23 protein-coding genes are annotated in these 22,452 nt (G+C 63.7%); 7 read left to right on the top strand and 16 right to left on the bottom strand.

Annotation, left to right across the window (positions count from 1 at the left end):
* Positions 1-2: 2 nt before the first annotated feature.
* From hemE to ACSHWJ_RS14750, 8 genes are all read right to left on the bottom strand, one after another.
* Positions 3-1,055, bottom strand: a complete 1,053-nt coding sequence (gene hemE, locus ACSHWJ_RS14785; protein WP_010959693.1) for a uroporphyrinogen decarboxylase — start codon at positions 1,053-1,055, stop codon at positions 3-5.
* A 27-nt stretch (positions 1,056-1,082) separates the two neighbouring features.
* Positions 1,083-2,162, bottom strand: coding sequence for a 3-dehydroquinate synthase (gene aroB / locus ACSHWJ_RS14780; protein ID WP_017365263.1), 1,080 nt, complete (start codon positions 2,160-2,162; stop codon positions 1,083-1,085).
* Positions 2,159-2,698: a shikimate kinase AroK gene (gene aroK / locus ACSHWJ_RS14775; RefSeq protein ID WP_010959691.1), complete on the bottom strand. Its 540-nt coding sequence runs from the start codon at positions 2,696-2,698 to the stop codon at positions 2,159-2,161. The genes aroB and aroK overlap by 4 nt, the downstream gene beginning before the upstream one ends.
* Before the next feature lie 61 nt (positions 2,699-2,759).
* Positions 2,760-4,820 carry a type IV pilus secretin PilQ gene (pilQ, locus tag ACSHWJ_RS14770; RefSeq protein ID WP_249385481.1) on the bottom strand — a complete coding sequence of 687 codons (2,061 nt, stop codon included), beginning with the start codon at positions 4,818-4,820 and terminating at the stop codon, positions 2,760-2,762.
* 115 nt (positions 4,821-4,935) lie between these two features.
* A complete protein-coding gene (locus ACSHWJ_RS14765; protein WP_010959689.1) occupies positions 4,936-5,478 on the bottom strand; it encodes a pilus assembly protein PilP in 543 nt (180 codons plus the stop codon).
* The gene (locus ACSHWJ_RS14760; protein ID WP_432539973.1) at positions 5,478-6,116 is read right to left on the bottom strand and encodes a type 4a pilus biogenesis protein PilO; all 639 of its coding nucleotides are present in this window, start codon (positions 6,114-6,116) and stop codon (positions 5,478-5,480) included. Before ACSHWJ_RS14760 ends, ACSHWJ_RS14765 begins: the two co-directional genes overlap by 1 nt.
* Complete coding sequence (locus ACSHWJ_RS14755; RefSeq protein ID WP_017365266.1) at positions 6,113-6,718, bottom strand: PilN domain-containing protein; 606 nt, start codon at positions 6,716-6,718, stop codon at positions 6,113-6,115. The genes ACSHWJ_RS14760 and ACSHWJ_RS14755 overlap by 4 nt, the downstream gene beginning before the upstream one ends.
* Positions 6,718-7,779 carry a pilus assembly protein PilM gene (locus tag ACSHWJ_RS14750; RefSeq protein ID WP_017365267.1) on the bottom strand — a complete coding sequence of 354 codons (1,062 nt, stop codon included), beginning with the start codon at positions 7,777-7,779 and terminating at the stop codon, positions 6,718-6,720. The genes ACSHWJ_RS14755 and ACSHWJ_RS14750 overlap by 1 nt, the downstream gene beginning before the upstream one ends.
* A 321-nt stretch (positions 7,780-8,100) precedes the next feature.
* Between ACSHWJ_RS14750 and ACSHWJ_RS14745 the strand changes: the two genes are divergently transcribed.
* Positions 8,101-10,548, top strand: coding sequence for a penicillin-binding protein 1A (locus tag ACSHWJ_RS14745; protein WP_432539974.1), 2,448 nt, complete (start codon positions 8,101-8,103; stop codon positions 10,546-10,548).
* Positions 10,549-10,563: 15 nt separating this feature from the next.
* The gene (locus ACSHWJ_RS14740; RefSeq protein ID WP_026045942.1) at positions 10,564-11,175 is read left to right on the top strand and encodes a hypothetical protein; all 612 of its coding nucleotides are present in this window, start codon (positions 10,564-10,566) and stop codon (positions 11,173-11,175) included.
* Positions 11,176-11,210: 35 nt separating this feature from the next.
* On the opposite strand, the gene rpmE is transcribed toward ACSHWJ_RS14740, so the two are convergent.
* Positions 11,211-11,414: a 50S ribosomal protein L31 gene (gene rpmE, locus ACSHWJ_RS14735; RefSeq protein WP_010959683.1), complete on the bottom strand. Its 204-nt coding sequence runs from the start codon at positions 11,412-11,414 to the stop codon at positions 11,211-11,213.
* 114 nt (positions 11,415-11,528) lie between these two features.
* On the opposite strand from rpmE, the gene ACSHWJ_RS14730 reads away from it, so the two are divergent.
* Both ACSHWJ_RS14730 and ACSHWJ_RS14725 read left to right on the top strand, forming a co-directional pair.
* Entirely contained in the window at positions 11,529-12,302 is a 774-nt protein-coding gene (locus ACSHWJ_RS14730) for an exodeoxyribonuclease III (RefSeq protein WP_010959682.1), read from the top strand.
* Positions 12,286-13,515, top strand: coding sequence for an AmpG family muropeptide MFS transporter (locus tag ACSHWJ_RS14725; protein WP_218797148.1), 1,230 nt, complete (start codon positions 12,286-12,288; stop codon positions 13,513-13,515). The genes ACSHWJ_RS14730 and ACSHWJ_RS14725 overlap by 17 nt, the downstream gene beginning before the upstream one ends.
* A 123-nt stretch (positions 13,516-13,638) precedes the next feature.
* Here the strand turns inward: ACSHWJ_RS14725 and ACSHWJ_RS14720 are convergent, their stop codons facing one another.
* Genes ACSHWJ_RS14720 through ACSHWJ_RS14705 form a run of 4 tightly spaced genes read right to left on the bottom strand, consistent with a single transcriptional unit; the run spans position 13,639 to position 17,846 of the window.
* Complete coding sequence (locus tag ACSHWJ_RS14720) at positions 13,639-13,845, bottom strand: hypothetical protein (protein WP_218797147.1); 207 nt, start codon at positions 13,843-13,845, stop codon at positions 13,639-13,641.
* A gap of 58 nt (positions 13,846-13,903) precedes the next feature.
* Positions 13,904-15,784 carry a cytochrome c peroxidase gene (locus tag ACSHWJ_RS14715; protein ID WP_218797145.1) on the bottom strand — a complete coding sequence of 627 codons (1,881 nt, stop codon included), beginning with the start codon at positions 15,782-15,784 and terminating at the stop codon, positions 13,904-13,906.
* A gap of 25 nt (positions 15,785-15,809) precedes the next feature.
* A complete protein-coding gene (locus tag ACSHWJ_RS14710; RefSeq protein ID WP_306440740.1) occupies positions 15,810-17,189 on the bottom strand; it encodes a selenium-binding protein SBP56-related protein in 1,380 nt (459 codons plus the stop codon).
* Positions 17,190-17,249: 60 nt separating this feature from the next.
* On the bottom strand, positions 17,250-17,846 hold the full coding sequence (locus ACSHWJ_RS14705; RefSeq protein ID WP_017365274.1) for a TetR/AcrR family transcriptional regulator: 597 nt from the start codon (positions 17,844-17,846) through the stop codon (positions 17,250-17,252).
* Between the two features lie 140 nt (positions 17,847-17,986).
* Between ACSHWJ_RS14705 and ACSHWJ_RS14700 the strand changes: the two genes are divergently transcribed.
* Positions 17,987-18,379 (top strand): hypothetical protein, encoded by a 393-nt coding sequence (locus tag ACSHWJ_RS14700; RefSeq protein WP_218797143.1) that lies wholly within the window; start codon positions 17,987-17,989, stop codon positions 18,377-18,379.
* A gap of 89 nt (positions 18,380-18,468) precedes the next feature.
* Here ACSHWJ_RS14700 and hflC read toward each other — a convergent pair whose 3' ends face one another.
* From hflC to ACSHWJ_RS14685, 3 genes are read right to left on the bottom strand one after another with little or no spacing between them, the layout of a single operon-like run.
* The gene (gene hflC, locus ACSHWJ_RS14695) at positions 18,469-19,431 is read right to left on the bottom strand and encodes a protease modulator HflC (protein WP_218797141.1); all 963 of its coding nucleotides are present in this window, start codon (positions 19,429-19,431) and stop codon (positions 18,469-18,471) included.
* Positions 19,428-20,417 (bottom strand): FtsH protease activity modulator HflK, encoded by a 990-nt coding sequence (gene hflK / locus ACSHWJ_RS14690; protein ID WP_218797139.1) that lies wholly within the window; start codon positions 20,415-20,417, stop codon positions 19,428-19,430. Before hflK ends, hflC begins: the two co-directional genes overlap by 4 nt.
* 42 nt (positions 20,418-20,459) lie before the next feature.
* Positions 20,460-21,158, bottom strand: a complete 699-nt coding sequence (locus ACSHWJ_RS14685) for an SIMPL domain-containing protein (RefSeq protein WP_218797137.1) — start codon at positions 21,156-21,158, stop codon at positions 20,460-20,462.
* Positions 21,159-21,315: 157 nt separating this feature from the next.
* Between ACSHWJ_RS14685 and ACSHWJ_RS14680 the strand changes: the two genes are divergently transcribed.
* Positions 21,316-21,588 carry a DUF3862 domain-containing protein gene (locus ACSHWJ_RS14680; RefSeq protein ID WP_010959673.1) on the top strand — a complete coding sequence of 91 codons (273 nt, stop codon included), beginning with the start codon at positions 21,316-21,318 and terminating at the stop codon, positions 21,586-21,588.
* Between the two features lie 150 nt (positions 21,589-21,738).
* Positions 21,739-22,446 carry a retropepsin-like aspartic protease family protein gene (locus tag ACSHWJ_RS14675; RefSeq protein WP_017365279.1) on the top strand — a complete coding sequence of 236 codons (708 nt, stop codon included), beginning with the start codon at positions 21,739-21,741 and terminating at the stop codon, positions 22,444-22,446.
* Positions 22,447-22,452: the final 6 nt, after the last annotated feature.

Below are 22,452 nucleotides of genomic sequence, written 5' to 3'. Positions count from 1 at the left end.
GATCAAGTCCGGTGGAACGCCGGGCTGAATTCGTGCACCGCCTCGATCATCGCGCCCACATGCTCGGGCTTGATGTCGGGCGTGACCCCATGGCCGAGGTTGAACACATGGCCGCTGCCCCTACCGTAACGCTCCAGGATCTTCCGGACTTCCCCGCGAATGATTTCGGGTCTGGCATAGAGCGCCACCGGATCGAGGTTGCCCTGCAAAGCCACCCTGTCGCCGACCCTCTGTCTCGCCGAACCGATGTCCGTGGTCCAGTCCAGACCGAGCGCGTCATAACCGGCGTCCGCCATCGCCTCCAGCCATTGCCCGCCGCCCTTGGTGAAGAAGATCGCGGGGATGCGGCCCCGCCCGGTCAGCCGGAGCTGCTGGCGCACGCGCTCGGCGTAGCGCAGCGAAAATGCCAGATAGTGCTCCGTATCCAGATTGCCGCCCCAGGTGTCGAACACCATCACGGCATCGACGCCCGCCGCGATCTGGGCGTTCAGATACAAGGCGACCGCATCAGCAAGCTTTTCCAGCAGTTCGTGCATCAGCGCCGGCTCCTCGTACATGAGGCATTTGACCTTGCGGAACTCCCGGCTGCTGCCCCCTTCCACCATATAGGTCGCCAGGGTCCAGGGACTGCCCGAGAACCCGATCAACGGGGCCCGATCACCCAGGCGCTGCTTGATCAGCCGCACCGCGGCCGGCACGTAGGCCAGCTCCGCTTCCGGATCCGGCACACCCAGCCGGTGGATGTCCGCAGCCCCCCGGATCGGGTTGCGGAACCTCGGTCCCTCGCCCTCGACGAATTCCAGACCCAGCCCCATGGCGTCAGGTACGGTCAGAATGTCGGAGAACAGGATCGCCGCATCCAGCCGGTAGCGCTCCAGCGGCTGCAAAGTCACTTCGCAGGCGAGTTCGGGGGAGGTGCAGAGATTCATGAAGCTGCCGGCCCGCTCCCGGACCTCGCGGTATTCCGGCAGGTAACGGCCCGCCTGGCGCATCATCCAGACCGGCGTCCGTTCGACCGGCTGGCGCAGCAGGGCGCGAATGAAACAATGAGTCATGGCATGTCCTTCGTCGGTTCGATGGCCTCAGCGGCCGTAGCATTCCAATGTGGCCCGTAACAGTCCGGCGTCCACGGCCACCGGCAGGGTCGCCTCACCCAGGGATTTGAGCAGAACCAGTCGCAGACCGCCGTCGACGTTCTTCTTGTCGACCGCCATGTGTTCGAGAAAGGCGTCCGCATCCAACTCGCGCGGCGGGACGACCGGCAGCCGCGCCCGCTCCAGCAGGCGGATCACCCTCGCCACCTCGTCGTCACCGATCCAGCCCAGGCGACGGGACAGATCGGCCGCCTGGCACATACCGATCGCCACCGCTTCGCCGTGCAGACATACACCATAGCCCATGCCGGTTTCGATGGCGTGGCCGAAAGTGTGCCCCAGGTTCAGCGTCGCCCGCACCCCGGTTTCGGTCTCGTCTTCCGCCACGATTTCCGCCTTGTTGATGCAGGACCGCTCGATGGCATAGGCGAGCGCTTCGGGATCGCGCTGCAGCAAGCGCTCGACGTTCGCTTCGAGCCAGGCCAGGAATTCCGGGTCACGGATGAAGCCGTACTTGATGACCTCGGCCAGACCCGCGCTCAGTTCGCGGTCGGGCAACGTATCCAGAGTGTCGGTGTCGGCCAGAACGCAGCGCGGCTGGTAGAAGGCGCCGATCATGTTCTTGCCGCGCGGATGGTTGACCGCGGTCTTGCCTCCCACCGAGGAGTCGACCTGAGACAACAGGGTGGTGGGCACCTGGATGAAAGGCACGCCGCGCTGATAGCAGGCTGCCGCGAAACCGGCCAGATCGCCGATCACCCCGCCGCCGAGCGCCACGATGGCGGCGTTGCGGCCGAAACGCCGGGCCAGCAAGGCATCGAACACGGCCATCGCCGAGTCCAGGGTCTTGTGGGCCTCGCCGTCGGGAAGCACGACACTGCCCGTGTCCTTGCCGGCCAGGGATGCAAGCATGCGGTCGAGGTACAGCGGCGCCACCACTTCGTTGGTCACCACCAGGACCTGCCCGCCCGGCAGATGGGCCTGTATCAGGTCGGGATGGCCCAGCAGGCCCCGTCCTATATAAATGGGGTAGCTGCGCTCCCCCAGCTCGACGTGTAAGGTTTTCATTCCGTCCGCAGTCTGGTTCCGGATTTCTCGTAGGCGTTGATGATCCGGCGCACGGCACTGCGGCTCGAATGCTGGCCGGTATCGACGACGTAGTCGGCAAGCTCGCGGTAGATGGGATCCCTCACCCGCAGCAGTTCTTCCAGCCTTTGCCTGGGATTCTCCGTCTGCAACAAGGGCCGGTTCATGTCCTTGTGCGTCCTCTCCAACTGCTTCTGGACCGAACACTGCAGGTAAATTACCAGCCCCCGTGCCGCCAGATGCTCCCGGTTCTCCGCTGCCAGCACCGAACCGCCGCCGGTGGCCAGCACGATCCTTTCCTTGCCCGTGAGATCGGCGATGACTTCCGATTCGCGGCGCCGGAATCCGGCCTCGCCCTCGTATTCGAAAATCATCGGCACCGTGACGCCGGTCCGGCGTTCGATTTCCTTGTCGCTGTCCCAGAACTCCATCCCCAGGGCACGGGCGAGCAGACGTCCCACGGTGGTCTTGCCCGCTCCCATCGGGCCGATCAGGAAGATGTTTCGACGGTTTCGCATCGTTTCCCGCCCCAACTGAAGCGGAGAATGATAACACGCGCCGCCCCCCATCCCGGCGGTCTCAGGGAGTCATGCTCGTCTGCTTGACGATCTTCGGCGTGATGAAGATGAGGAGTTCCTTCTTCCTGTCCTCGACCGCGTTGCGCCGGAACATGAAACCGATGCCGGGAAGATCGCCGAAAAACGGCACCTTGTCGGTGTTGTTGCGGCGCGTGCCTTCGTATACGCCGCCGAGCACAACCGTTTCGCCGTTGGCCACCTGCGCCACGGTGTCGATTTCACGTTTTTCGATGGCGAAATTGCCATTGGGCGCGAGTTCGCCCTTGTCATCCTTCTTGACCATGAGATCCATCAGGATATGGTCGTCCGGCGTGATGTGCGGTGTCACATCGAGTTCCAGCACGGCGGGCTTGAACGCCACGTTCTGCACAGGAATGCCGCCACCGGTACCCTGCTGGGTAATCTGGTAAGGCAGCTCCACGCCCTGCATGATCTTGGCCTTGGACTGGTCGGCGGTGAGTACCCGGGGATTGGCGACGATTTCGCCACGGCCCTCCTTTTGGGCTGCCGACAGTTCGAGATCCAGCAGGTAATCGCCCATGGAAACCACGTATTGCGCCGTGCCGTAGGGCGAAAGCGTGGTGAGCTTGGCCAGATCGACCCCCAAGTCCGCCATGCTTCCGGTGGGATTCAGGCGCTCGGCGGCGGTCAGGTTTTTAGGCCGGAAATCCAGCTTTGCCCCCAGCTCGCGCAGGAAATCCACGTTGGCGATGACCACCCGTGACTCGATCATCACCTGCCGCACCGGCTTGTCGAGCTGCCGCACCAGGTCGCGGATACGTTCGAGGTTCCTCGGGGTATCCTGGACGATGAGTTGGTTGGTGCGCGGATCGGTGGTCACGTTGCCGCGACTCGAAAGGATCGACTGGGTGACGTCGTAGGCCTCCGTCGACGTCACACCCGGTCCACCGGTCAGGGCTTCCGGCCGGGTGATGGCTTTTTCCGCCTTTTCGGTCGTGCCCATGATGACCTTCTTGATGTCGTCGGCCTTGGTGTAGTTGATCTGGATGATCTCGGTGCGCAGCGGCTCCAGGTCCTCGACGACTTTCAACGCCTCCAGTTCGTCGCGCTCGCTCCGGTTGATCTCATCCAGCGGAGCCACACGGATGACGTTGCTGTTCGCCTCTTGCCGCTTGCCCAGCCCTTTGGCCTTGAGCACCAGGTCCAGGGCCTCGTCCCAGGGAACCTCGTTGAGTCTCAAGGTGACGCTGCCCTGCACGGAGTCCGAGGCCACGATGTTCAGATTGGTGAAGTCCGCCAGAATCTGCAGGACGTTCCGCACCGGGATGTCCTGAAAGTTCAGGGAAAGACGCTCCCCGGTGAACACGAGCCGCCGCTTCTTGGCCTCCTCTTTTTCCGCACGGCTCAGGGGGCGCAGTTCGACGGTGAGCAGTTTGCCGGACTGATAGGAAGAGTAATCGTATTCGTCCGACACCGGCGTAATCAGCAGTCTCGTACCCCGGCCGACGGGCATCGCCTCGACCCATTTCACCGGGGTGGCGAAATCGATCACTTCCAACCTGCGCGCCAACCGGCCCGGCAGGCTGGTGCCGGGGAGGTCGGCGACGACGCTGCGCCCTTCTTCGCGGAGATTGATGAGGGAATTCGGATCACTCAGCGTGACCAGCAACCTCCCCTCGCCCTTCTCGCCGCGCCGGAAATCGATGCTCTCGACCTGTGGTCCCCCGACCACGGGCCGTTCGGTCACGACGACCGGCGCCGAAGCCGAATCGTCGGCCCGGCTCCCGGCCTTCCCACTCTGCAGGGTCACATACAGGAAGCGCCCGGCAACGCGGGTGGTATAAGGGACCGCAGTGGCCAGATTCAGGATCACCCGTGTCCTGCCGCCGGCCGCGATGGCCTGGACCGTTTCGACGCCGGCCTGGTGCACCGGGATCGGCTTCTTGTCCAGATCGCTTCGGACACCGGCCAGATCCAACGCGATCCGTGCGGGATGTTCCGTGGTGAAAGACCGGGGTTCCGGCACGGGTCCGTCGAAACCCAGGCGAAGCTGGAAATTCTCGCTGGGCAGGGCCGTGAAATCGACGGACTGCAACGCCACTCCGCCCGCCAGAGCCACCCCACCCCAGCATAGGGCGAAGATGCCCGCAATCCAGCAAGGCGGGACTCTGCCGCTCCCAACATATCGAATAACAAACCGTCTCACTCGGCCCTCTTCATTTTTTGTCACCACCGGCTTCGATCAGCGTCATCGTGGTGATGCGCTCGAGCCATCCGCCCTGTGCATCCGGAACGATTTCGACCAGCTCCACCCCGTTTTCGCTGATGCGGGTGATCCTGCCGAAATTCCTGCCCATGTGGTTACCGGTCCGGACCCGGTGTATCGTGCCGTCGGCGGCCCGCACCAGCGCCCACATGATTCCGGACATCCGGACCGTCCCGACCATTCTCAAGGTATCCAACTCGTAACTCTCGAGCTGCTCCTTCTGGCGGGACAAGTCCGGGCGAATCCCGTTGTCGGCCGCCGCTGTCCCGGCATCGTCGGGCTTTTCGATGGATTTGAAAGGATCATGCAAACCGGCCGGGTTGAACAGGAATGGCGATACCGTTCTGATTTCCGGCAGCGGCTCGATAGTGATTTTCTGGCGCGCCTTGACGTCGGCCACATAGCTCCTGAGGTCGGCCAATTCGTCCTCGGCGCAACCGGACAAGCAAACCAGCACCGCCGGCGCCCATGCGTACTTCGCACGAACCATCATCAGCGTCGCCCGCGGTCAGCCGGGGAGGACGGTACGGCGCCGTCGTCGAGGTAGCGATAAGTCTTCACCAGCGCCGTCATGACCAGTTCGGCCTCGCCGGGCTTGGGTCCTGCGCCATCGGCGGAACGCGAAACGATCTTCACGTTGTGGACGGTCACGATCCGGGGAAGCGACGCCAGGCCGCTTACGAAGGCTCCGAACTCCATGTAGGTTCCGACCACCCGGATCTCGATCGGCAGTTCGGCATAGAATTCCTTGGAAACCTCCCCGCCCGGCTTGAACAGCTCGAACTCGAGGCCGCTTGCCAGACCGGTCTGGGAAACGTCCACCAGCAGATCGGGCACCTGGGTGCGGTCGGGAAGCTGCCGCAGCAGGTCACCGAAGGTCTTCTCGATGTCCGCAAGTTGCAGCTTGTATTCTTCGAGGTTGACCGCCTTTTTCTGTTTGATCTCGAAGGTTTCCTTGAGCTCCTGCTCCCGGCGCTGCTGATCCTCCAGTGCGGCCAACTGGGTACGGGTGTCGAGGTAATACCAGACACCGGCAAGCACGGTACTCAGCACGGCGATGACGGCGAGTTTGACCGGCGTCGGCCAGGACCCGGCATACTCAAGGTCCCAGTTGATTTTCGCGAGGTTCACGGCGCCGCCTTGCCCCCTGGCAGCGACTCTTCGCCGGTCCGGCCCCTGGGACCCTGTTTCATTCGCAGGGTGAACCGGCTACCCTTCTCCCGTTCCTTGCCCCTTCCCTGTGCATCCTGCTTGTTTTCGATGACCTCCAGGACCGGATCGTACAACCACTCCGATCCTTCCAGATTGCGCATGTAGGCGGAAACCCGGGCATTGGACTGGGCGAAGCCGTTGACCGTGATGGCGCGCTCCTCCTGGGTCAAGTCCCGCAGGCTGACACCTTCCGGCACCGTCCGCGCGATTTCGTCGAACAGATGCACTTCTTCCGGCCGGCTCAACTGCAGTTGCTGGATGATTTCCATCTTGGCCACCAGCCGGCTCTTCTTGGCTTCCAGGTCCCTGATTTCCGCGATCTGGCGCTCCAGCGCCCCTATCTCGCCCTCGAGATACTGATTCCGCCGATTCTGGGTATCCATGGCGGCACTGATCTGGGTCCGTATCAGCAGCATCATCGCCGCGGTCAGGGCAAGACCGAGCCCGGTCCAGAGGGCGAATTCCTTCTGCCGTTCGCGCCTGAGCGCAGCGCGCCAGGGCAGGAGGTTGATGCGCGCCATCAGTCGAAACTCCGCAGTGCCAGGCCGCATGCCAGCATCAGGGCGGATGAATCGTAACTCAGGCGCTCCTGCCGCACCCTTCCCGAAAAACTCATGTGACGGAAGGGATTGGCAATCACGGTGGGAACCTGCAACGCCGCCTCGACGTAACGGTCTATCCCCGGAATCATGGCGCAGCCGCCGGCCAGCACCACCGCATCGAAACCACGCTGCGCAGTGGACGACAGATAGAACTGGAACGATCGGCTGATCTGCTGAACCAAGGCATGCTTGAACGGCTCCAGCACCTCTTCGGCATAGTTGCCGGGAAGGCTCCCCTCCTTCTTCGCCAGCCCCGCTTCCTCGTAGGTCAAACCGTAGCGCCGCTGGATCTCGTCGGTGAGCTGCATGCCGCCGAAACCCTGTTCCCGCGTGTAGATGATGGAACCGCCATGGATGACGTTGAGCGTCGTGGCCATGGCGCCCACATCGGCTACGGCAACCGCCCGGTCGCGGAGGAGCGGTGGAAGCTGATCCCGGACAAGTTCGAAGGCGCGTTCGATGGCATAGGACTCGACATCGACGATCTCGACGCCGAGTCCGGCATTTTCCAGTACCGAGACCCGGTCTTCCACGTTCTCCCGGCGGGTCGCCACCAGCAGCACATCCAGCAGATCGGGATTCTTCGGATTCTTCCCCAGTACCTCGAAATCCAGGCTGACTTCCTCCCTGGCGTGAGGAATGTACTGGTCCGCCTCCAGTTCGATCTGCGCCTCGAGTTCGTCGCCCTCCAGGTTGGCGGGTAGGGCGATGCGCTTGGTGATGACCACCGAGCCGGGCACCGCGACCACCGCGTGCCTGAGCGCGGTCCCCGACTGTTTGACCACGGCCCGGACCGCCGCCGACACGTTGTCCGGCTCGGCAAGGGTGTTGTCGACCACCGTGTTGCGGGGCAAAGGCACAACGCCATAGCTTTCCACCTGGTAGCCGCCGTTCTTTCTGCTCAGCTCGAGCAGCTTGACCGCCGCCGCGCTGATGTCGATCCCCAGCAGGAGCGGTTTCTTCCTTCCTAGGCCCCACATGGCTGACATGTCACCGGAAAATGGAACGGAGCTCGGAAAGCCGCAACATGCTACTGGAAAACGACATCTTTGATAATTCAAAGATACCCCGAAACGGGACCCACGGAGGAGACACGGAATGATCGGCCGAAGCAGCCCGCGGTGGCGGTTCGCTCCCTTCGGACAACTGGGGTATCATGCAAACCTTAATATAAAAACGCTCCCCCTACAAAATCCTCTCCGGTGAACACCCCTCGGGCAGCCGCGGATGTCACCGCCATCGCCGAAACCAACGTCGTGGCAATTTTTTCCCGAAAGACCAGAAGACCCCGTTACTGGCTGATGACACTCGAAGTCCTGCTGGTCGCCATCCTGGTCATCGCGCTGGGGCTGTTCGGACTGTACCGCCATCTCGAACCGCAATTGCCGGACATCGCGATACTGAAAGAAGTGCGCTATCAGATCCCCATGTCGGTCTACAGCCGCGACGGCAAGCTGATCGCGCAGTTCGGCGAGAAGAAGCGCAGCCCCGTCGCCATCGGCAGCGTCCCCCAGGACCTGATCCATGCGTTCATTGCGGCCGAAGACGACCGCTTCTATGACCACGTCGGAGTGGATTACCAAGGCATCCTGCGCGCCGTGCTCACCTTCGCCCGGACCGGCGAAAAACGTCAGGGCGGCAGTACGATCACCATGCAGGTCGCGCGCAACTTCTTCCTGAGCAGCGAGAAGACCTTTCTCCGCAAGATCAAGGAAATCATGCTGGCGATCCGGATCGATTCGGAACTCTCCAAAGACCAGATTCTCGAGCTCTACCTGAACAAGATCTATTTCGGCCAGCACGCCTACGGCATCGAGGCCGCGGCCCAGGTGTACTACGGCAAACACGTGGGTGAACTGACCCTCGGTGAGATGGCGATGATCGCCGGGCTCCCCAAGGCACCGTCCGCCTTCAACCCGGTCGCCAACCCCGAGCGGGCCCAGACCCGTCGCAACTACGTACTGCGGCGCATGCGCAAGCTACGCTTCATCACCGACGAGGTCTACCAGAGAGCCCTGAACGAGCCGATCACCGCTCGCATCCACACCCGGCTCATCGAGCTGGACGCCCCCTATGTCGCCGAGATGGTACGCGCCGAGATGTATCAGCAATACGGCGATGATGCCTACGAGAGTGGCTACGCGGTCTACACCACCATCGACAGCCATGCCCAACGAACGGCGGAGTCGGCCCTGCAGTCGGGTTTGCGAGCCTACGACGAAAGGCACGGCTACCGCAAAGCCAAGGTTCACATCGATCTCAAACAGCTGAAGGCCAAGTCGGCGTGGAACCAGATACTGGAAGACCAAGGCCCCGCGGGCGACACCGTGCCAGCGTTGGTACTCACCGCCACCGACACGACCGCGGGTCTCTATACCGTAAATCACGGCGAACCCGAACTCTCCTACGACGCCGTCCGCTGGGCCAGACCGTTCATCAGCGTGGATGCCCATGGGGTGCCGCCCCGCTCGGTCAAGGAGGTACTCAAGCCCGGTGACGTGATCCGGATCCGCAAGAACGCCGACGGCCGTTGGGTGCTGACCCAGATTCCCAAGGTCCAGGGCGCGCTGGTCGAGCTGGATGCCGACAGCGGCGCCATCATCGCCGTCGCCGGCGGCTTCGACTACCGGCTCAGCAAGTTCAACCGCGCCAGCCAGGGCCAACGCCAGCCCGGGTCGGGATTCAAACCTGTGGTGTATTCCGCCGCCCTGGATTCGGGGTTCACCCCGGCGAGCGTGGTCAACGATTCACCGGTATCCTTCCCAGACCCCGCCTCGCCTGGCGGGATCTGGCGGCCGCACAACTATTCGATGAAATACGCAGGGCCCACCCCTTTGCGGGAAGCCCTGGCCAAATCGCGCAACATGGTGTCCATCCGACTCTTGCGCGCCGTCGGTCTGCCCAAAGTAATCGAGCTGGCAGAAAAATTCGGCTTCACGCCGGACGAACTGCCCCGCTCGTACACGCTGGCGCTGGGTTCCGGTACCGCCTCCCCGCTCCGGATGGCCCAGGTCTATGCCGTGTTCGCCAACGGGGGCTACCGGGTCGACCCCTACCTCATCAGCCGCATCGAAACCCAGAACGGTCGGCTGCTGTATCAGGCCACGCCGGCCATCGCCTGCCTGGACTGCGCCGATGGCAAATCCACGGCGAACCGGGCGAAACGGGTCATCTCGGAAGAAGTCCATTACATGATGCACTCCATGCTGCAGGATGTGGTTCGCCGGGGCACCGCCACCAAGGCATTGGAGCTCGGACGATCAGACCTGGCAGGCAAGACCGGCACCACCAATCAGTACCGCGACGCCTGGTTCAATGGCTATGTGCCCGGTCTCGTGACGGTGGCGTGGGTGGGATTCGACTCGTACCAGACGCTCGGCGACAAGGAAACCGGCGGACAGACTGCATTGCCCATCTGGATGGAGTTCATGAAGGAGATGCTGCGCGACGTGCCCGAGCGCAAATTTCCCCAGCCTGCCGGGATCATGACCGCACGGATCGACCCCGCGACGGGAAACCGGCTGCCCGCCAGCGTCCCCGGCGGGATCGTGGAACTGGTGCCGCGGCCGACGCCCCAACCCGGCTTCGATGCCGCCGCCGAGGAGCCCGAAGTCGCCGCCCCGGCATCCCAGTCCGATGCCTCGGGCGCGCGCGCCCCCGAATCCATCCCCCCCGAAGAGGAAGAAATCGGGGAGGCTCCACCGGCGCAGCCCGCGGAGACGCCAAAGCCGACGGAATCCTTGTTTTGACGGTGGGAACGGAAAGTGAGAACCCGCCAGAAAACACGCTCTCACCTGGCCTGGGCGGCTGCCCGGCTGATGGCCGAGCAAGGCATCGACGACCCCCAGCAGGCACTGAACAAGGCTGCCGCCCGGCTAGGCCAGACCGACCGACGTCAGTTGCCGGAACCGGATGAGGTCGACGCAGCCCTGATCGAGTATAACCGGCTGTTCCGGCCGGCCATGCAGAGCGCCGAACTGGACCGACAGCGCGTTCTGGCTCTGGAGGCCATGGAGTTCCTCGCGGAGTTCGATCCGCGCCTCACGGGCGCAGCACTGGACGGAACCGCCGGCCGCCACAGCTCGATCACGCTGCAGGTGTTTGCCGATGCGCCGGAAGAAGTCATGCGCAAACTGCTCGACGCCCATGTGCCGTTCCGCGAAACCTCGTGCCGATGCCGGCTCCGGGGTGAGAACGCGACGCTCCCCGCCCTCTCGTTCTACGTGGACGAAACGCCGATGGAGCTGTGCATATTCCCGGCGACGGCGGCCGGGCGGGCCGCCGCTGCGGGAAACAGGGAGGGCGGGGCATCGATCCGGGAGCTGCGCACCCTGCTCGGGAGAGCGGCCGGCACGGAAAACGGGGAGACGGACTGAGCCCCGCCCGAGCAGCGGCGGCCGCCCCCGCTTCGTCAGCCGCGGCCGTATTTGCGGCGGAATTTGTCGACGCGGCCCGCGGTATCGACGATCTTCTGCTTACCCGTATAGAATGGGTGACAGGCCGAGCAGACTTCGACGTGGAAATCCTTGCCGATCGTAGATCGGGTTTCAAAGGTGTTTCCGCAACTGCAGCTTACGGTCACCGTCGTATAGTCGGGATGAATGTCTGGCTTCATGGTACGAGGTACTCCAAGGGGCTCGAACGGACGAAATCTGGCATGGTACTGTAATCGGACCACCGCAGCAAGCCGCGACCCCGGAAACCCTCGCCCTCCATTCCCTGTCTCCCCATGAGAATCATCACGCTGAACGTGAACGGCATCCGCTCGGCCGCGCGCAAGGGCTTCTTCGACTGGCTGCCGAAGCAGAACGCCGACATCGTCTGTCTGCAGGAAATCAAAGCCCAGACCACCCAGCTCAACGACGAACTGTTCTGGCCGGAAAGCTATGCCTGTTATTACCTGGAAGCCGAGAAAAAAGGCTACAGCGGCGTGGCCCTCTACGCTCGCAAGGAGCCCGACGATGTGATCCAGGGCCTGGGCTGGGACGACATGGACACGGAGGCTCGTTACCTGGAGGCCCGCTTCGGCGAGTTGAGTGTGGTGTCGCTGTACATTCCGTCCGGCTCATCCAGTGAACAGCGCCAGGCCGTCAAATTCGGTTTCCTCGACCGTTTCCTCCCCTTCCTGGACGATTGCGCCCGCTCCGGCCGGCAATACATTTTCTGCGGCGACTGGAACATCGCGCACAAGCCCATCGACCTGAAGAACTGGCGTTCGAATCAGAAAAACTCCGGTTTCCTGCCGGAGGAACGCGCCTGGCTGGACCGGGTGTTCGAGGAAGCGGGCTGGGTCGATGCCTTCCGCGCGGTCAATCCGGAACCGGAGCAGTACACCTGGTGGTCCAACCGCGGGCAGGCCTGGGCCAAGAACGTGGGATGGCGCATCGACTACCAGGTCGTCAGTCCGGGACTGCGCGAGCTGATCCGCTCCGCGGCGATCTACAAGGAAGAGCGCTTCTCCGATCACGCCCCGCTCATCATCGACTATGACCTCACCCTCTGAACCGATCGCGCGCCGAATCCTGAGCGGCCGCATGCTGGCCGCCTTCGCCATGGGCTTCTATGGTGGCGCGCCCCTGCTGCTGACGGGATCGGTATTGCTGGCCTGGATGGAGGAGCGCGGTATCGATCTGACCACCATCGGCCTGTTCGCCCTGGTGGGTCTGCCGTATACCCTGAAATTCCTTTGGGCGCCGGTGTTCGACCGCTTCCACTGGCCCCGGCTGGGGCGGCGGCGCGGCTGGCTGCTGCTGACGCAGCTCCTGCTGGCGGTGTCGATCGGCAGTCTCGCCGTTTACGGCCCCGGCGCTTCCGCCCTCGTGCTGGCGGGACTGGCGCTGGCCGTCGCCTTCTTTTCCGCCTCGCAGGATACGCTGATCGATGCCTACCGGCGGGAAAGCCTGCACGACCGTGAACAGGGCCTGGGCGCCTCGCTCTATGTCAACGGCTATCGCCTGGGAATGCTGCTGGCTTCGGGCGGCGGCCTGATCCTTGCCGACTGGATCGGTTTTTCCGACATGTATGGCCTGATGGCGGCGCTGATGGCAACGGGGATGCTCGTCACCCTGCTGCTGCCGGAGGCCGCTGCCGGAGAAGCGCATCCGAACAGCCTGAAGGACGCGGTGGTGCTGCCTTTCGTCGAATTTTTCCGGCGCAGCGAAGCCGTTTGGATCCTGCTGTTCATCCTTCTGTACAAGCTGGGCGACACCGTGGCCGGGCAGATGACCACGCCGTTCTATCTGGAAATGGGCTTCAGCAAGACCGAGATCGGCGCGGTGGTCAAGCTGTTCGGCTTCTGGGCCACGGTGCTCGGCGGCCTGGCCGGCGGCGCGCTGATCCTGCGCTACGGCATCTACCGCACACTGTGGCAGTTCGGCCTGCTGCAGCTCCTTTCCACCGCCGCCTTCGCCGTGCTGGTGCACACCGGCCCGCAATTGCCGGCGCTGACCGCGGTGATCAGCTTCGAGAATCTGTCCGCGGGCATGGGCACGGCCTCCTTCGTCGCCTTCATGGCCAACCAGACCGACCGCCGCTTCACCGCCACCCAATATGCGCTGCTGTCCAGCCTGATGGGCGTGCCACGCGTGATCGCCGCCGCCCCCTCCGGCTGGCTGGCCACGACCGTAGGCTGGCAGAACTTCTTCATCCTCTGCGCCCTGTTCGCCATCCCCGGACTGCTGGTGCTGCCCCGGTTCCGGACCTGGCTGGCCGACTGATAACGCCTACCCCGGCCGGAACCGCTCCAGACCGGCCATGCGTCCCCATTGCGGCAACCGGGCCTCGGGCCCCTCGATGACGGCCAAAGGCGGGGCGCGGTCCGCCAGCGCATTGATCCGCGCTCACGCACATGCGCCGTCGTATGCCTTCCCAGGCTTTTTCTTCTTCACGTTATCGCGCAAACCGCGGGCGATGCGTCGCGCATTCGCACGCAAGTTGTCGCTATCTTTGCCGAAATCCCCGCGGCTCGGCCGCACGTAATCGCGCTCCGGCCACATGACCAGCACCTGCCACGCGCCGTCGAGAAGATTTTTCAGATGCTTACCCATGGCTCGAAGTCCATCAGCCAATCGAGTCCGGGCAAAGCCGGCAAAAGGCGCTCGCTTCTCAGCGTCCATTCCCCACCGGCGCCGCGAACGCATCCGACACCAGGGTCTGATTGTCCCCGCCGGTGAGGCTGGAGAGAAACTCGACCAAGGCATCCACTTCCTGCGCCGACAGCCCCAGCGGGCGGATCAGCGGGTCGAGGTTTTCGTTGGGCTCGCCGCCCCGGTTGTAGAACTCGACGACCTCCCTCAGGCTGGCGAAGACGCCGTTGTGCATGTACGGCGCGGTGAGGGCGACGTTGCGCAGGGTGGGCGTGCGGTATTTCCACCGGTCGGCCGGGTTCTGGGTGATTTCGTAGCGCCCGAGATCGCCGGGGACGGGCCCGGCGACCTGGGCAAAGGTTTTCGCGTCGACCTCGAAGGACACGCCCGGCGCCACCTGGACGCGCCGGGCGGCAGGCGTCTTGTCCATGCTGGCGCGGTAGCCGACGCCGGTGTTGTGCAGCGCGTCGTCGGTGAACAGGGCATGGCGGTCCCCAACCGTGTGGCAGGCCGCGCAGCCTGCCTTGCCGGTGAACAGTTCGAATCCCTTGCGCGCGGCTTCCGACAGCGCCCCGCTTTCGTGTCCATAACGCCAGCGGTCGAACGGCGAATCGCCCGATACCAGGACGCGCTCGTAGCAGGCCAAGGCCTGGCCGACGGTCTCCATGCCCGGTCCGCGGCCGAAGGCCTGTTCGAACAGGCCGCGGTAATCCGGCAGCGACTCGATCCGATCCAACACGAAGCCGACGGAAGGGTTGCCCATCTCGTTGGCCGCCAGGAAAGGCCCCCAGACCTGGTTTTCCAGCGATGATTCGCGGCCGTCGTGGAACAGTTTCGTCAGATAGGCGACGTTGTAGAGCGTCGGCGCATTGCGCCGGACCGTGCGCCCCTCGATGCCGGTCGCCGTGGCCTGCTCCTGGCTGGTGAATCCCTGCTCGGGGATATGGCACATGGCGCAGGAGAAGGTCTGGTTGAGCGAGAGGCGGCGGTCGTAGAACAGCTTGCGCCCCAGGGCGATCTTGGCGGGAGTCAGCGGGTCGTCGGCCGGCACGGGCAGTTTCGGCAGTCCCAGCACCGGCCGTTGCGCCCGCTGGAACAGATCGGCCGGCCGGCCACGGCGCGCGTCCAAGGCCAAGGCATGGGTCTCATAAGCCGGGCTGGCATAGCCGGTCTTGTCATCGCCGGCCCGAAGCGGCGGGGATGCCGCCTGTCCGCCTACAGGCACCGGGACTTCCTGCAGCAGCGTCTTCACATCCGCCAGCACCAAATCCGGATGCAGCACCGAAACCGTATAGACGTTGCGAATCCGTTTTTGCCCATCGATCAGAAACACCCGCAGCAGATGGGAATACTTGCCGGTCGAGCGTCCAGCCGCGTCGTATTCCTTCTGCACCGACTGGCCGTAGGCTTCCAGAATCGGCTGAAGTTCGGCCTCGGAGCGCGTGGTGAGGAAATGCCAGTCCACCCCTCCGTCGCGGAAGCCCTCGCCGTAGCGACGCATGGCCTCGGGCGTGTCGTGCTCCGGATCGAAACTCAGGGTGAGAAGGCGGAGCCGGCCGGCCGGCTCCGGCTCCGACTTCAACGCATTCCTGAGCTTCTGGAACACCACCGTCGCCAAGGGACAGCCGTTGACGTCGTCGCAGGTGGAATAGATGAAGCCGAACAGGACGATACGGCCGTCGTACAAGGCATGGAGCCGGAGCGGCCGTCCGTCGGAATCCAGCACGACACCGTCCGCCGCCGTGCCCAGAACCGGGAGCTCGTAGCTGCCCGGTTCCGGCGCGGAGAACGGCAGGTTGCGGTAGCCGGGCGCCAGTCCGCCGGCGAGAACCGGCGCCGCCGACAGCAGCGCCGGAAGCAGGCAGGCCAGGAGCCGGCACGAAAGGGGAACAAGATTCACGCCGGAAACTTCCGGTGACGAAGACTCATTCCGCCCTGGCCTGCACCACGCGGTTTCCGTCGCCCGCCGGCCCCGCATAAAGCGCCCGCGCCCCGAACCGCATCTGGTGCGGACGCCCCAGCTTCTCGGCGTAGAAGTCGATGGCGAACTGCTCCTTCAGCTCCTTGCCGTCCCAGTAGTAGAGCTTGAGGAATTGCTCGTCGTCCTTGCCCTTCTTGTCCCAGTTGGCCAGGAGCGAGGAGGTGTAGTACAGCCGCTGGCCGTCCCAGCTCGAGGACACCATGTTGACCTGGGCGCCGATGGTCTTTTCGTAGACTTGCCTCGGATGGTGCGGATCACTGATGTCGAACAAACGGGTCTTGCCGTCCATGAAGGTGTTCACCCACAACCGGCTGTCATCGTTGGAGATGGAGATGTCGACCGGCAGCGGAACCTTTGCCGGCTCGCCGATGTCGGCCACGGCCTTGGCCTGCCACTCGCCCTCGCCGTCTTCGTAGATCAGCCAGAGCTGCGAGGTGAGCGCCGTGCTGGTGAAGCAGTAGTTGTGGGCTTCGCCCCAGGCGCAGCGGATTTCCAGCGGCGCGCCGGGCACGTCGAAGACCTTCTTCGGCTGCTTGGTGTGCAGATCCCAGGTCACCACGGTGTTGCCGAAATGCTTCATGGCCTCGGGGTCCGCCAGCATCTTGCCGAAATCCATCATGTAGTTGTTCCAGCCGGTGAAGGACGAGGTCACCAGCAGGTTCTTGCGGGGCAGCGCACGCACGTCGTAATCGTAGCCATCGGCATACTTGCCGGTCTTGATCGCCCCGCGCAGGTCGCCGTCGGTCGGGATCCAATGGGTGGCGACGTATTCGCCGGCATTGGTGTATTCCACCAGCGCCGTGCGGCCACCGTGGTCCTTGTTGTTGGAAAGCCCCGTGATGAGCATGCGTCCCGGCAGGGCGTACAAGGTGTGCGGCCCGACTACGCCGCCGCTCTTCTCCACGAAGTCGGTGATGGTCTTCGAGAGGACGGGCCTGGCAGGATCGCTGTGCACGTCGAACACGAAGATCTTGCTGGTATCGAGCCCGCCGGCCCAGAGGTACCGGCGGTCGTCGGTGAAGTCCGAATGATGCGCCTCGTTGCGGCCGCCCACCGAAAGCGTGTTCACCACCTTGCCGTATTGCGGCGATTTAGGGTTGGCGTCCACGGTGACCAGCTTGTCCTGCTCGTCACCGACGCCTTCGGCCCCCAGCGTCCAGACGTAGATGTAATCCTCCTGCCCGGTGATCTTCTTCATGTAGGGCGAGGCGCAAGTTTCGTCGGCCCTCACGCCGGCCGGCGCCGCGAGCGCTAGGGCCAAACCCGAAACCAGTGCCCGCAAAGCGAAATGCATGGATGGTCCTGAAACGATGAATCTCTTCATGGCATAACCTCTTTCTTCTATGTTATATGACCGGTCGTCTCGAAATAGCTCAAAAATTTTTCAGGCTCGGAAATATCCCTCCAACAGGTTGCGGCAACATTCTTCCAGCGGCCGGACGGACTGTTCGACCTTCATCCGCAGCAAGGCGCCCTGCCAGGCGTCGACGAGGCAATCGGCCAGGTCTTCGGCAGTCCGATCGCGCCGGAACGCACCTTCGCTCTGGGCACGGGCGATGCCTTGCGCCAGCTTGTCCCGATAACGGTGCAGCGCCTCCCGCAGTGCCTCACGACAGGTATCGCTGGTGTCCCCGATCTCGCCCATCAGGTTGCCCAGTAGGCAGCCACCCTTGAATTGCCGGCGGGCGGCTTCTCCGATCAGTGTATGGAAATACGCCTGCAGGGCTTGGGCGCCGTTCAGTGCGGAATTCCGGAGATGGCCGTCGAGCTGCAGGATGAACGGCTCGATATAGTGCCGGATCACCTCGGCGCCGAATTCCTCCTTGCTGGCGAAGTAGTTGTAGAACGACCCCTTCGGCACGCCCACGCTGTGCAGTATGTCCTGCAGTCCGGTGCCGTGGTAGCCTTGTTCCATGAGCAAAGCCACGCCTTCGTTCAGCAGCCTTTCCCGGATCAGTTGTTTGGTTGCGGTCTTCGCCATGCGAGAATGATACGACCAGTCGTCTCATATCCGCAAGCAGGCGAGCCTGATCCCGTGCCTCGAATCGCCTGCCTGAAAACATGGAGTCCCCTGCACACCGCGACGGCCGGCAATCCCACCACCACAGGAGTCAGAGCCCCATGAACAACGTCGTCACCAATACACTCAAACTCGGCCTCTTCCTGGCGATAACCTTCGGCACCGCTGCCCGCGCGGACGACTTCGACCAGCTCAAAGCCACGACGCCCAGCGAGCGAGCAGCTGCCCAGACCGAGTACATGAAGAACCATCTGGGTCTCACGGATGCCCAGATGCCCAAGATCGCCGCCATCAATCAAAAATACGCCGAACAGATGGAACCCGTGATCAAGGGCGCCGACGGCGGTCTCGGCAAAATGCTCAAAGCCCAGGCGATCCAGGAAAACAAGGATGCCGAACTGCGGCAGATCCTGACGCCCGATCAGTTCGAGCGCTTCGCTTCATCCAAGGACGAGATGCGCGAGGCGGTGAAGCGGGTCCTGCGGAAGGAGTGAACGACCGTTCTGCGACTTTCGACCACCGCTGCCGATTCCACGGCACCCGCCCTCCGGACCATTCGAGTCTCGTCGCTGGCGCTTGCGCATCAAGGCTTCCGCTCCGCCTCGATACGCTTGAGCAGAGAAAACAGATCGCTGCGGGTGGAGAGGACGAGGGTGGCGTCGCGGTCGATGATCCTGCGGTAGGTCTCCATGCTCTTGAGGAAACGGTAGAACTCGGCGGCCTCGGGGCTCTGGGTGTATGCCTTGGCGTAGATCTCGGTGGCCCTGGCATCGGCTTCGCCGACGATCTCCTGGACCCGCTTGTAGGCGGTGGATGCGATCTCGTTGATGTCACGCTCCTTGTTGCCGGCGATGCGGGCGGCCTCGCCTTCCCCTTCCGAACGGAAACGCTGGGCGATCTGCAGGCGCTCGCTGATCATGCGCTGGTGGATGCGTTCCAGCACCTCCGGATTGTAGTTGAGGCGCTTGAAGCGCACGTCGAGCAGCTCGATCCCGAATTCCGCCAGCTTGGGGGCCGCACTCTCGAACACGTCTTTCTCGATCTGCTGCCGCCCGACCCGGATCGGGCGCAGCCCGCCTTCCGGCAACTGAGCAGCCAGGCCTTCGTCCCGCAAGGGCTGGCGCTCCTTGTCGCTGCGCACGACTTCGATCAGTTCGTGCCGCGCGATGGCGGTACGGGTTTCGCTGCCGAGGATGTCCTCCAGCCGCGACTGGGCGCTGCGTTCGTCCCGCAGCCGCAGGTAGTAGCGCATGGCATCGGTGATGCGCCAGCGGGCGAAGGTATCGACCTGGAGGTAGGTCTTGTCCTTGGTGGACATCTCGACCATGGGACCGTCCCAGGCCAGGTAGCGCTTGTCGAAGCGGTTGACCTGCTGGACGAAGGGCAGCTTGAAGTGAAGGCCGGGTTCGGTGATCGGCTCGCCCACCGGCCGGCCGAACTGGGTGACGATGACCTGCTCGGTCTGGTCGACGGTGTAAGCGGACAGATACAGCGCCAGCAGCACCAGCGCGGCCACGAGGGAAACCCGGTGTCTTGCGGCGATCATCGCTTTTCCTCCTGCACCGCGACCGGCAGGGGCAGCATCGGCAATATCTGCTGCACCGTGTCGTCGACCACGATCGACTGCTTGGCTTGGGGCAGCACCTCGCCCATGGTTTCGAGGTAGAGCCGCATGCGTGTCACCTCCGGCGCCTTGACGTACTGCTCCAGCACGGCACTGAAGGCGGCGACGTCGCCTTCCGCCTCGTTGATCCGCTTGAAGCGGTAACCTTCCGCCGCCCGGATCTGCTGATCGGCCTCGCCGCGGGCGCGGGGCACCGCCTTGTTGTAGTCACCGTTGGCGAGGTTGATGGCGTTCTCGCGGTCCTGCTGGGCACGGTTGACTTCGTTGAAAGACGGCTGGACCGGCTCCGGCGGATTCACGTTCTTGAGCTGCACCTGGCTGATGAATACGCCGAGGTGGTAAAGCTCGGCCAGCGCCCGCATCCGTTGCAGCGAGGTATCTTCGATTTCCTGCCGTCCGATGGTGATGATCTCGTCCACGGTGCGGTCGCCAACCACGGCGCGCATGACGGATTCGGAAATGTCGCGCAACGTCTGACCGGGGTCGCGCACCGCGAACAGATAGTCCTGAGGTTCGGTGATGCGGTACTGGACGATCCACTCCACCAGCGCCGCATTCAAATCGCCGGTGACCATGGACCGTTCCTTGCCGGGCTCCAGACCGGCCTGATCCGGATTGGTCGCGCCCGGCGAGAAAAATCCGAACTCCAGCTTGAGCTGGCGCTGGGTCGGCACGGCGATGACGCCGTCGATACCGTAAGGCAGCTTGAAATGGAGACCCGGCGGAACCTTGTGGATGTACTTGCCGAACCGGAGCACCACGCCTTCGGATTCGGCCGGGATCGTATAATAGGCGGTCCACAGCCCCATGAGCGCCAAGACGATCAGGACGATGCGGGCAGGCGAAGCCGGCAACGATCCGGAGAGTGGCTTGGCGATGCGCCCCCAGGGTGAGTTCGAATTTTCCATATCGGCTCCTGTCTATTCGGGCAGCCGGACAAACGGCACGAGTCAGTCCGCCTGGAGCTCGATGGTGCCGCTCACATTCACCTCGATCCTCTGCGTCCCGGCCTCGATCGGTACCGGCGCAGCGGCTTCCGCGGCCATGGCGCGGATGCCCGGTGCCATCGGCCTGACGGGCGCACCGCCGGTATCGACCCGCAGAGCGACGATCCGGTAACGGCTGCGGCCCAACTCCCGGGTCAACAGCTCGGCACGCTGGCGGAACGCCCCCAGCGCCTCCTTGATCAGACCGTTTTCGGCTTCCTTCCGCCTCTGCGGCGATGTCTCGTAATCGATGGACTCGAGATGAAGCTGTTGCTGAAGCTCCCCCAGCAGGCCGCCGAGCTTGGCGGCATCGGTGCTTTCCAGCCGGATCGACTGCTTCACCCGCCAGCCGCCGATGCGCTCCTTCTGGTAGATCGGCGCAGTCTGGTAACCGGCGGTTTGCACCTTGATCTCCGACTGCTGCTTGATCCGTTCGACCGCCTTGGCGATGGTCTTGTTGACCTCGGCGGCGAGAGCCGCGGCCTTGGGGCCATCCATCTCACTGGAAAGCACGGCGACGAGGATGTCGTTCTCGACATCGCCCCGAGCTTCGGACGCAAGGTCGATCCGATCGTAAGTCAATGGCGTTTGCTCACCCGCCTGCACGGCGGACAAAGCCGCCACCGCCAGCAGAAAACCCGACATCCGGATTCGCGCATTCATGGGCAGGTCCTCCCTTGAACAGGTTCCGATCACGACGCCCCCCCAGGAGCGGGGAAAGGCAGTATGCGGCAAGTCTCCCCGGATTGCACCGCTTGCCTCCTACGGACGGTTTAAGGGATCATCGGACCGTCCTCACCCACTTCCGGAAGTGACGATCATGAAGCAACGCCTGCGTGGCATGACACGCACCTTGCTGCCGGCGGCAATCGGCCTGATCCTGGCTGCCTGCGAAAACAAGGTGACCCGCGAGAACTACGACAAGCTCGCCATCGGCATGGAATACTCCAAGGTCGTCGAGCTGCTGGGCGAGCCGGAGAACTGCCAGTCCGTGGTTTCGGTCAAGAGCTGCGTCTGGGGCAAGACACCCAAAACCATCAGTGTGCAATTCGTGGGCGAGAAGATCCTGTTCTATTCGAACACCGGCCTTTAACGTGAAAGTCGCCGCATCATTACCCCTTCTCCTTCGGGGAGCAAGGCCGGAGATGGAGCGTGGCCATGGCCCGGCGGACGGCCACCACGGCCGGGACCCGTCCTTTCGGAATTCCTGCCGATCCGGCATCGTCCAGGATCGCGGGTCACCATGATCGCTGGAACGGCTTGCCCCCAAGCCGCCAAGCCGTTTCTGCTGGCCTGCATGATCGTCGGGCTGTGGCCCGCTGCCGCGGAAGCCGCCGGGCTGGCGGACCAGCTCCAGGGCCTGGCAACGGAGAGCGGATTCGCGATCGAAGGGCTCGAGCGTCTGAGTGACGAACCGGCTCGCCGCGCCGAAGGCAGCTTCAAAGACCGCTTGCAGACGCTATTGCAGGGTTACAACTACGTCCTGGTGGAAAGCCGACCGGGGAACATCGAACGGCTGGTCATCACCGGCATCGCCCGCAGCGGAGGGAGACCGCCGCCAAGCTCGACCATCCCCACCCTTCGCGTCGGCGCCCATCACCAGGTGGAAGCCCTCCTGGTAGGCCCGAACGGGGTTCCACAAACCGTGTCTGTCCTGGTCGACACAGGCGCGTCGACCGTGGTGCTGCCAACCTCGATGATCACCTCCCTGGGATTCGATGCCGAGAGGCTTTCCGCCGGCATCAGCCAGACCGCGAGCGGCCGGGTTCGCACCAAGACCGGCGTGCTTCCCTCCGTCACTGTCGGCCCCGCCTCCGCCGAAAACGTCCCGGTCAGCTTCATCGCCGACAAGCGTCTCAACGGCGCGATGCTGCTGGGCATGAGCTTTCTCAACCGGTTCCGCGTCACCATCGACGACGAACACAACGAGATCGTGCTCTTGGCGAAATAGCCCGCC

Origin of the sequence: Methylococcus sp. S1M, from assembly GCF_051295855.1 — a bacterium.
GTDB lineage: Bacteria > Pseudomonadota > Gammaproteobacteria > Methylococcales > Methylococcaceae > Methylococcus > Methylococcus capsulatus.
The sequence above is the reverse complement of the archived record's forward strand: the minus strand, read 5'-3'. Positions and strand labels throughout refer to the sequence as shown.

Coding starts and splice junctions, on each gene's coding strand:
- ACSHWJ_RS14675 (WP_017365279.1), top strand. CDS start 21,739: ATGATCGCTGGAACGGCTTGCCCCCAAGCCGCCAAGCCGTTTCTGCTG.
- ACSHWJ_RS14730 (WP_010959682.1), top strand. CDS start 11,529: ATGAGAATCATCACGCTGAACGTGAACGGCATCCGCTCGGCCGCGCGC.
- hflK (WP_218797139.1), bottom strand. CDS start 20,417: ATGGAAAATTCGAACTCACCCTGGGGGCGCATCGCCAAGCCACTCTCC.
- ACSHWJ_RS14750 (WP_017365267.1), bottom strand. CDS start 7,779: ATGTGGGGCCTAGGAAGGAAGAAACCGCTCCTGCTGGGGATCGACATC.
- ACSHWJ_RS14725 (WP_218797148.1), top strand. CDS start 12,286: ATGACCTCACCCTCTGAACCGATCGCGCGCCGAATCCTGAGCGGCCGC.
- ACSHWJ_RS14710 (WP_306440740.1), bottom strand. CDS start 17,189: ATGAAGAGATTCATCGTTTCAGGACCATCCATGCATTTCGCTTTGCGG.
- hemE (WP_010959693.1), bottom strand. CDS start 1,055: ATGACTCATTGTTTCATTCGCGCCCTGCTGCGCCAGCCGGTCGAACGG.
- ACSHWJ_RS14705 (WP_017365274.1), bottom strand. CDS start 17,846: ATGGCGAAGACCGCAACCAAACAACTGATCCGGGAAAGGCTGCTGAAC.
- hflC (WP_218797141.1), bottom strand. CDS start 19,431: ATGATCGCCGCAAGACACCGGGTTTCCCTCGTGGCCGCGCTGGTGCTG.
- rpmE (WP_010959683.1), bottom strand. CDS start 11,414: ATGAAGCCAGACATTCATCCCGACTATACGACGGTGACCGTAAGCTGC.
- ACSHWJ_RS14720 (WP_218797147.1), bottom strand. CDS start 13,845: ATGGGTAAGCATCTGAAAAATCTTCTCGACGGCGCGTGGCAGGTGCTG.
- aroB (WP_017365263.1), bottom strand. CDS start 2,162: ATGAAAACCTTACACGTCGAGCTGGGGGAGCGCAGCTACCCCATTTAT.
- aroK (WP_010959691.1), bottom strand. CDS start 2,698: ATGCGAAACCGTCGAAACATCTTCCTGATCGGCCCGATGGGAGCGGGC.
- ACSHWJ_RS14745 (WP_432539974.1), top strand. CDS start 8,101: ATGACACTCGAAGTCCTGCTGGTCGCCATCCTGGTCATCGCGCTGGGG.
- ACSHWJ_RS14680 (WP_010959673.1), top strand. CDS start 21,316: ATGAAGCAACGCCTGCGTGGCATGACACGCACCTTGCTGCCGGCGGCA.
- ACSHWJ_RS14685 (WP_218797137.1), bottom strand. CDS start 21,158: ATGAATGCGCGAATCCGGATGTCGGGTTTTCTGCTGGCGGTGGCGGCT.
- ACSHWJ_RS14700 (WP_218797143.1), top strand. CDS start 17,987: ATGAACAACGTCGTCACCAATACACTCAAACTCGGCCTCTTCCTGGCG.
- ACSHWJ_RS14765 (WP_010959689.1), bottom strand. CDS start 5,478: ATGATGGTTCGTGCGAAGTACGCATGGGCGCCGGCGGTGCTGGTTTGC.
- ACSHWJ_RS14755 (WP_017365266.1), bottom strand. CDS start 6,718: ATGGCGCGCATCAACCTCCTGCCCTGGCGCGCTGCGCTCAGGCGCGAA.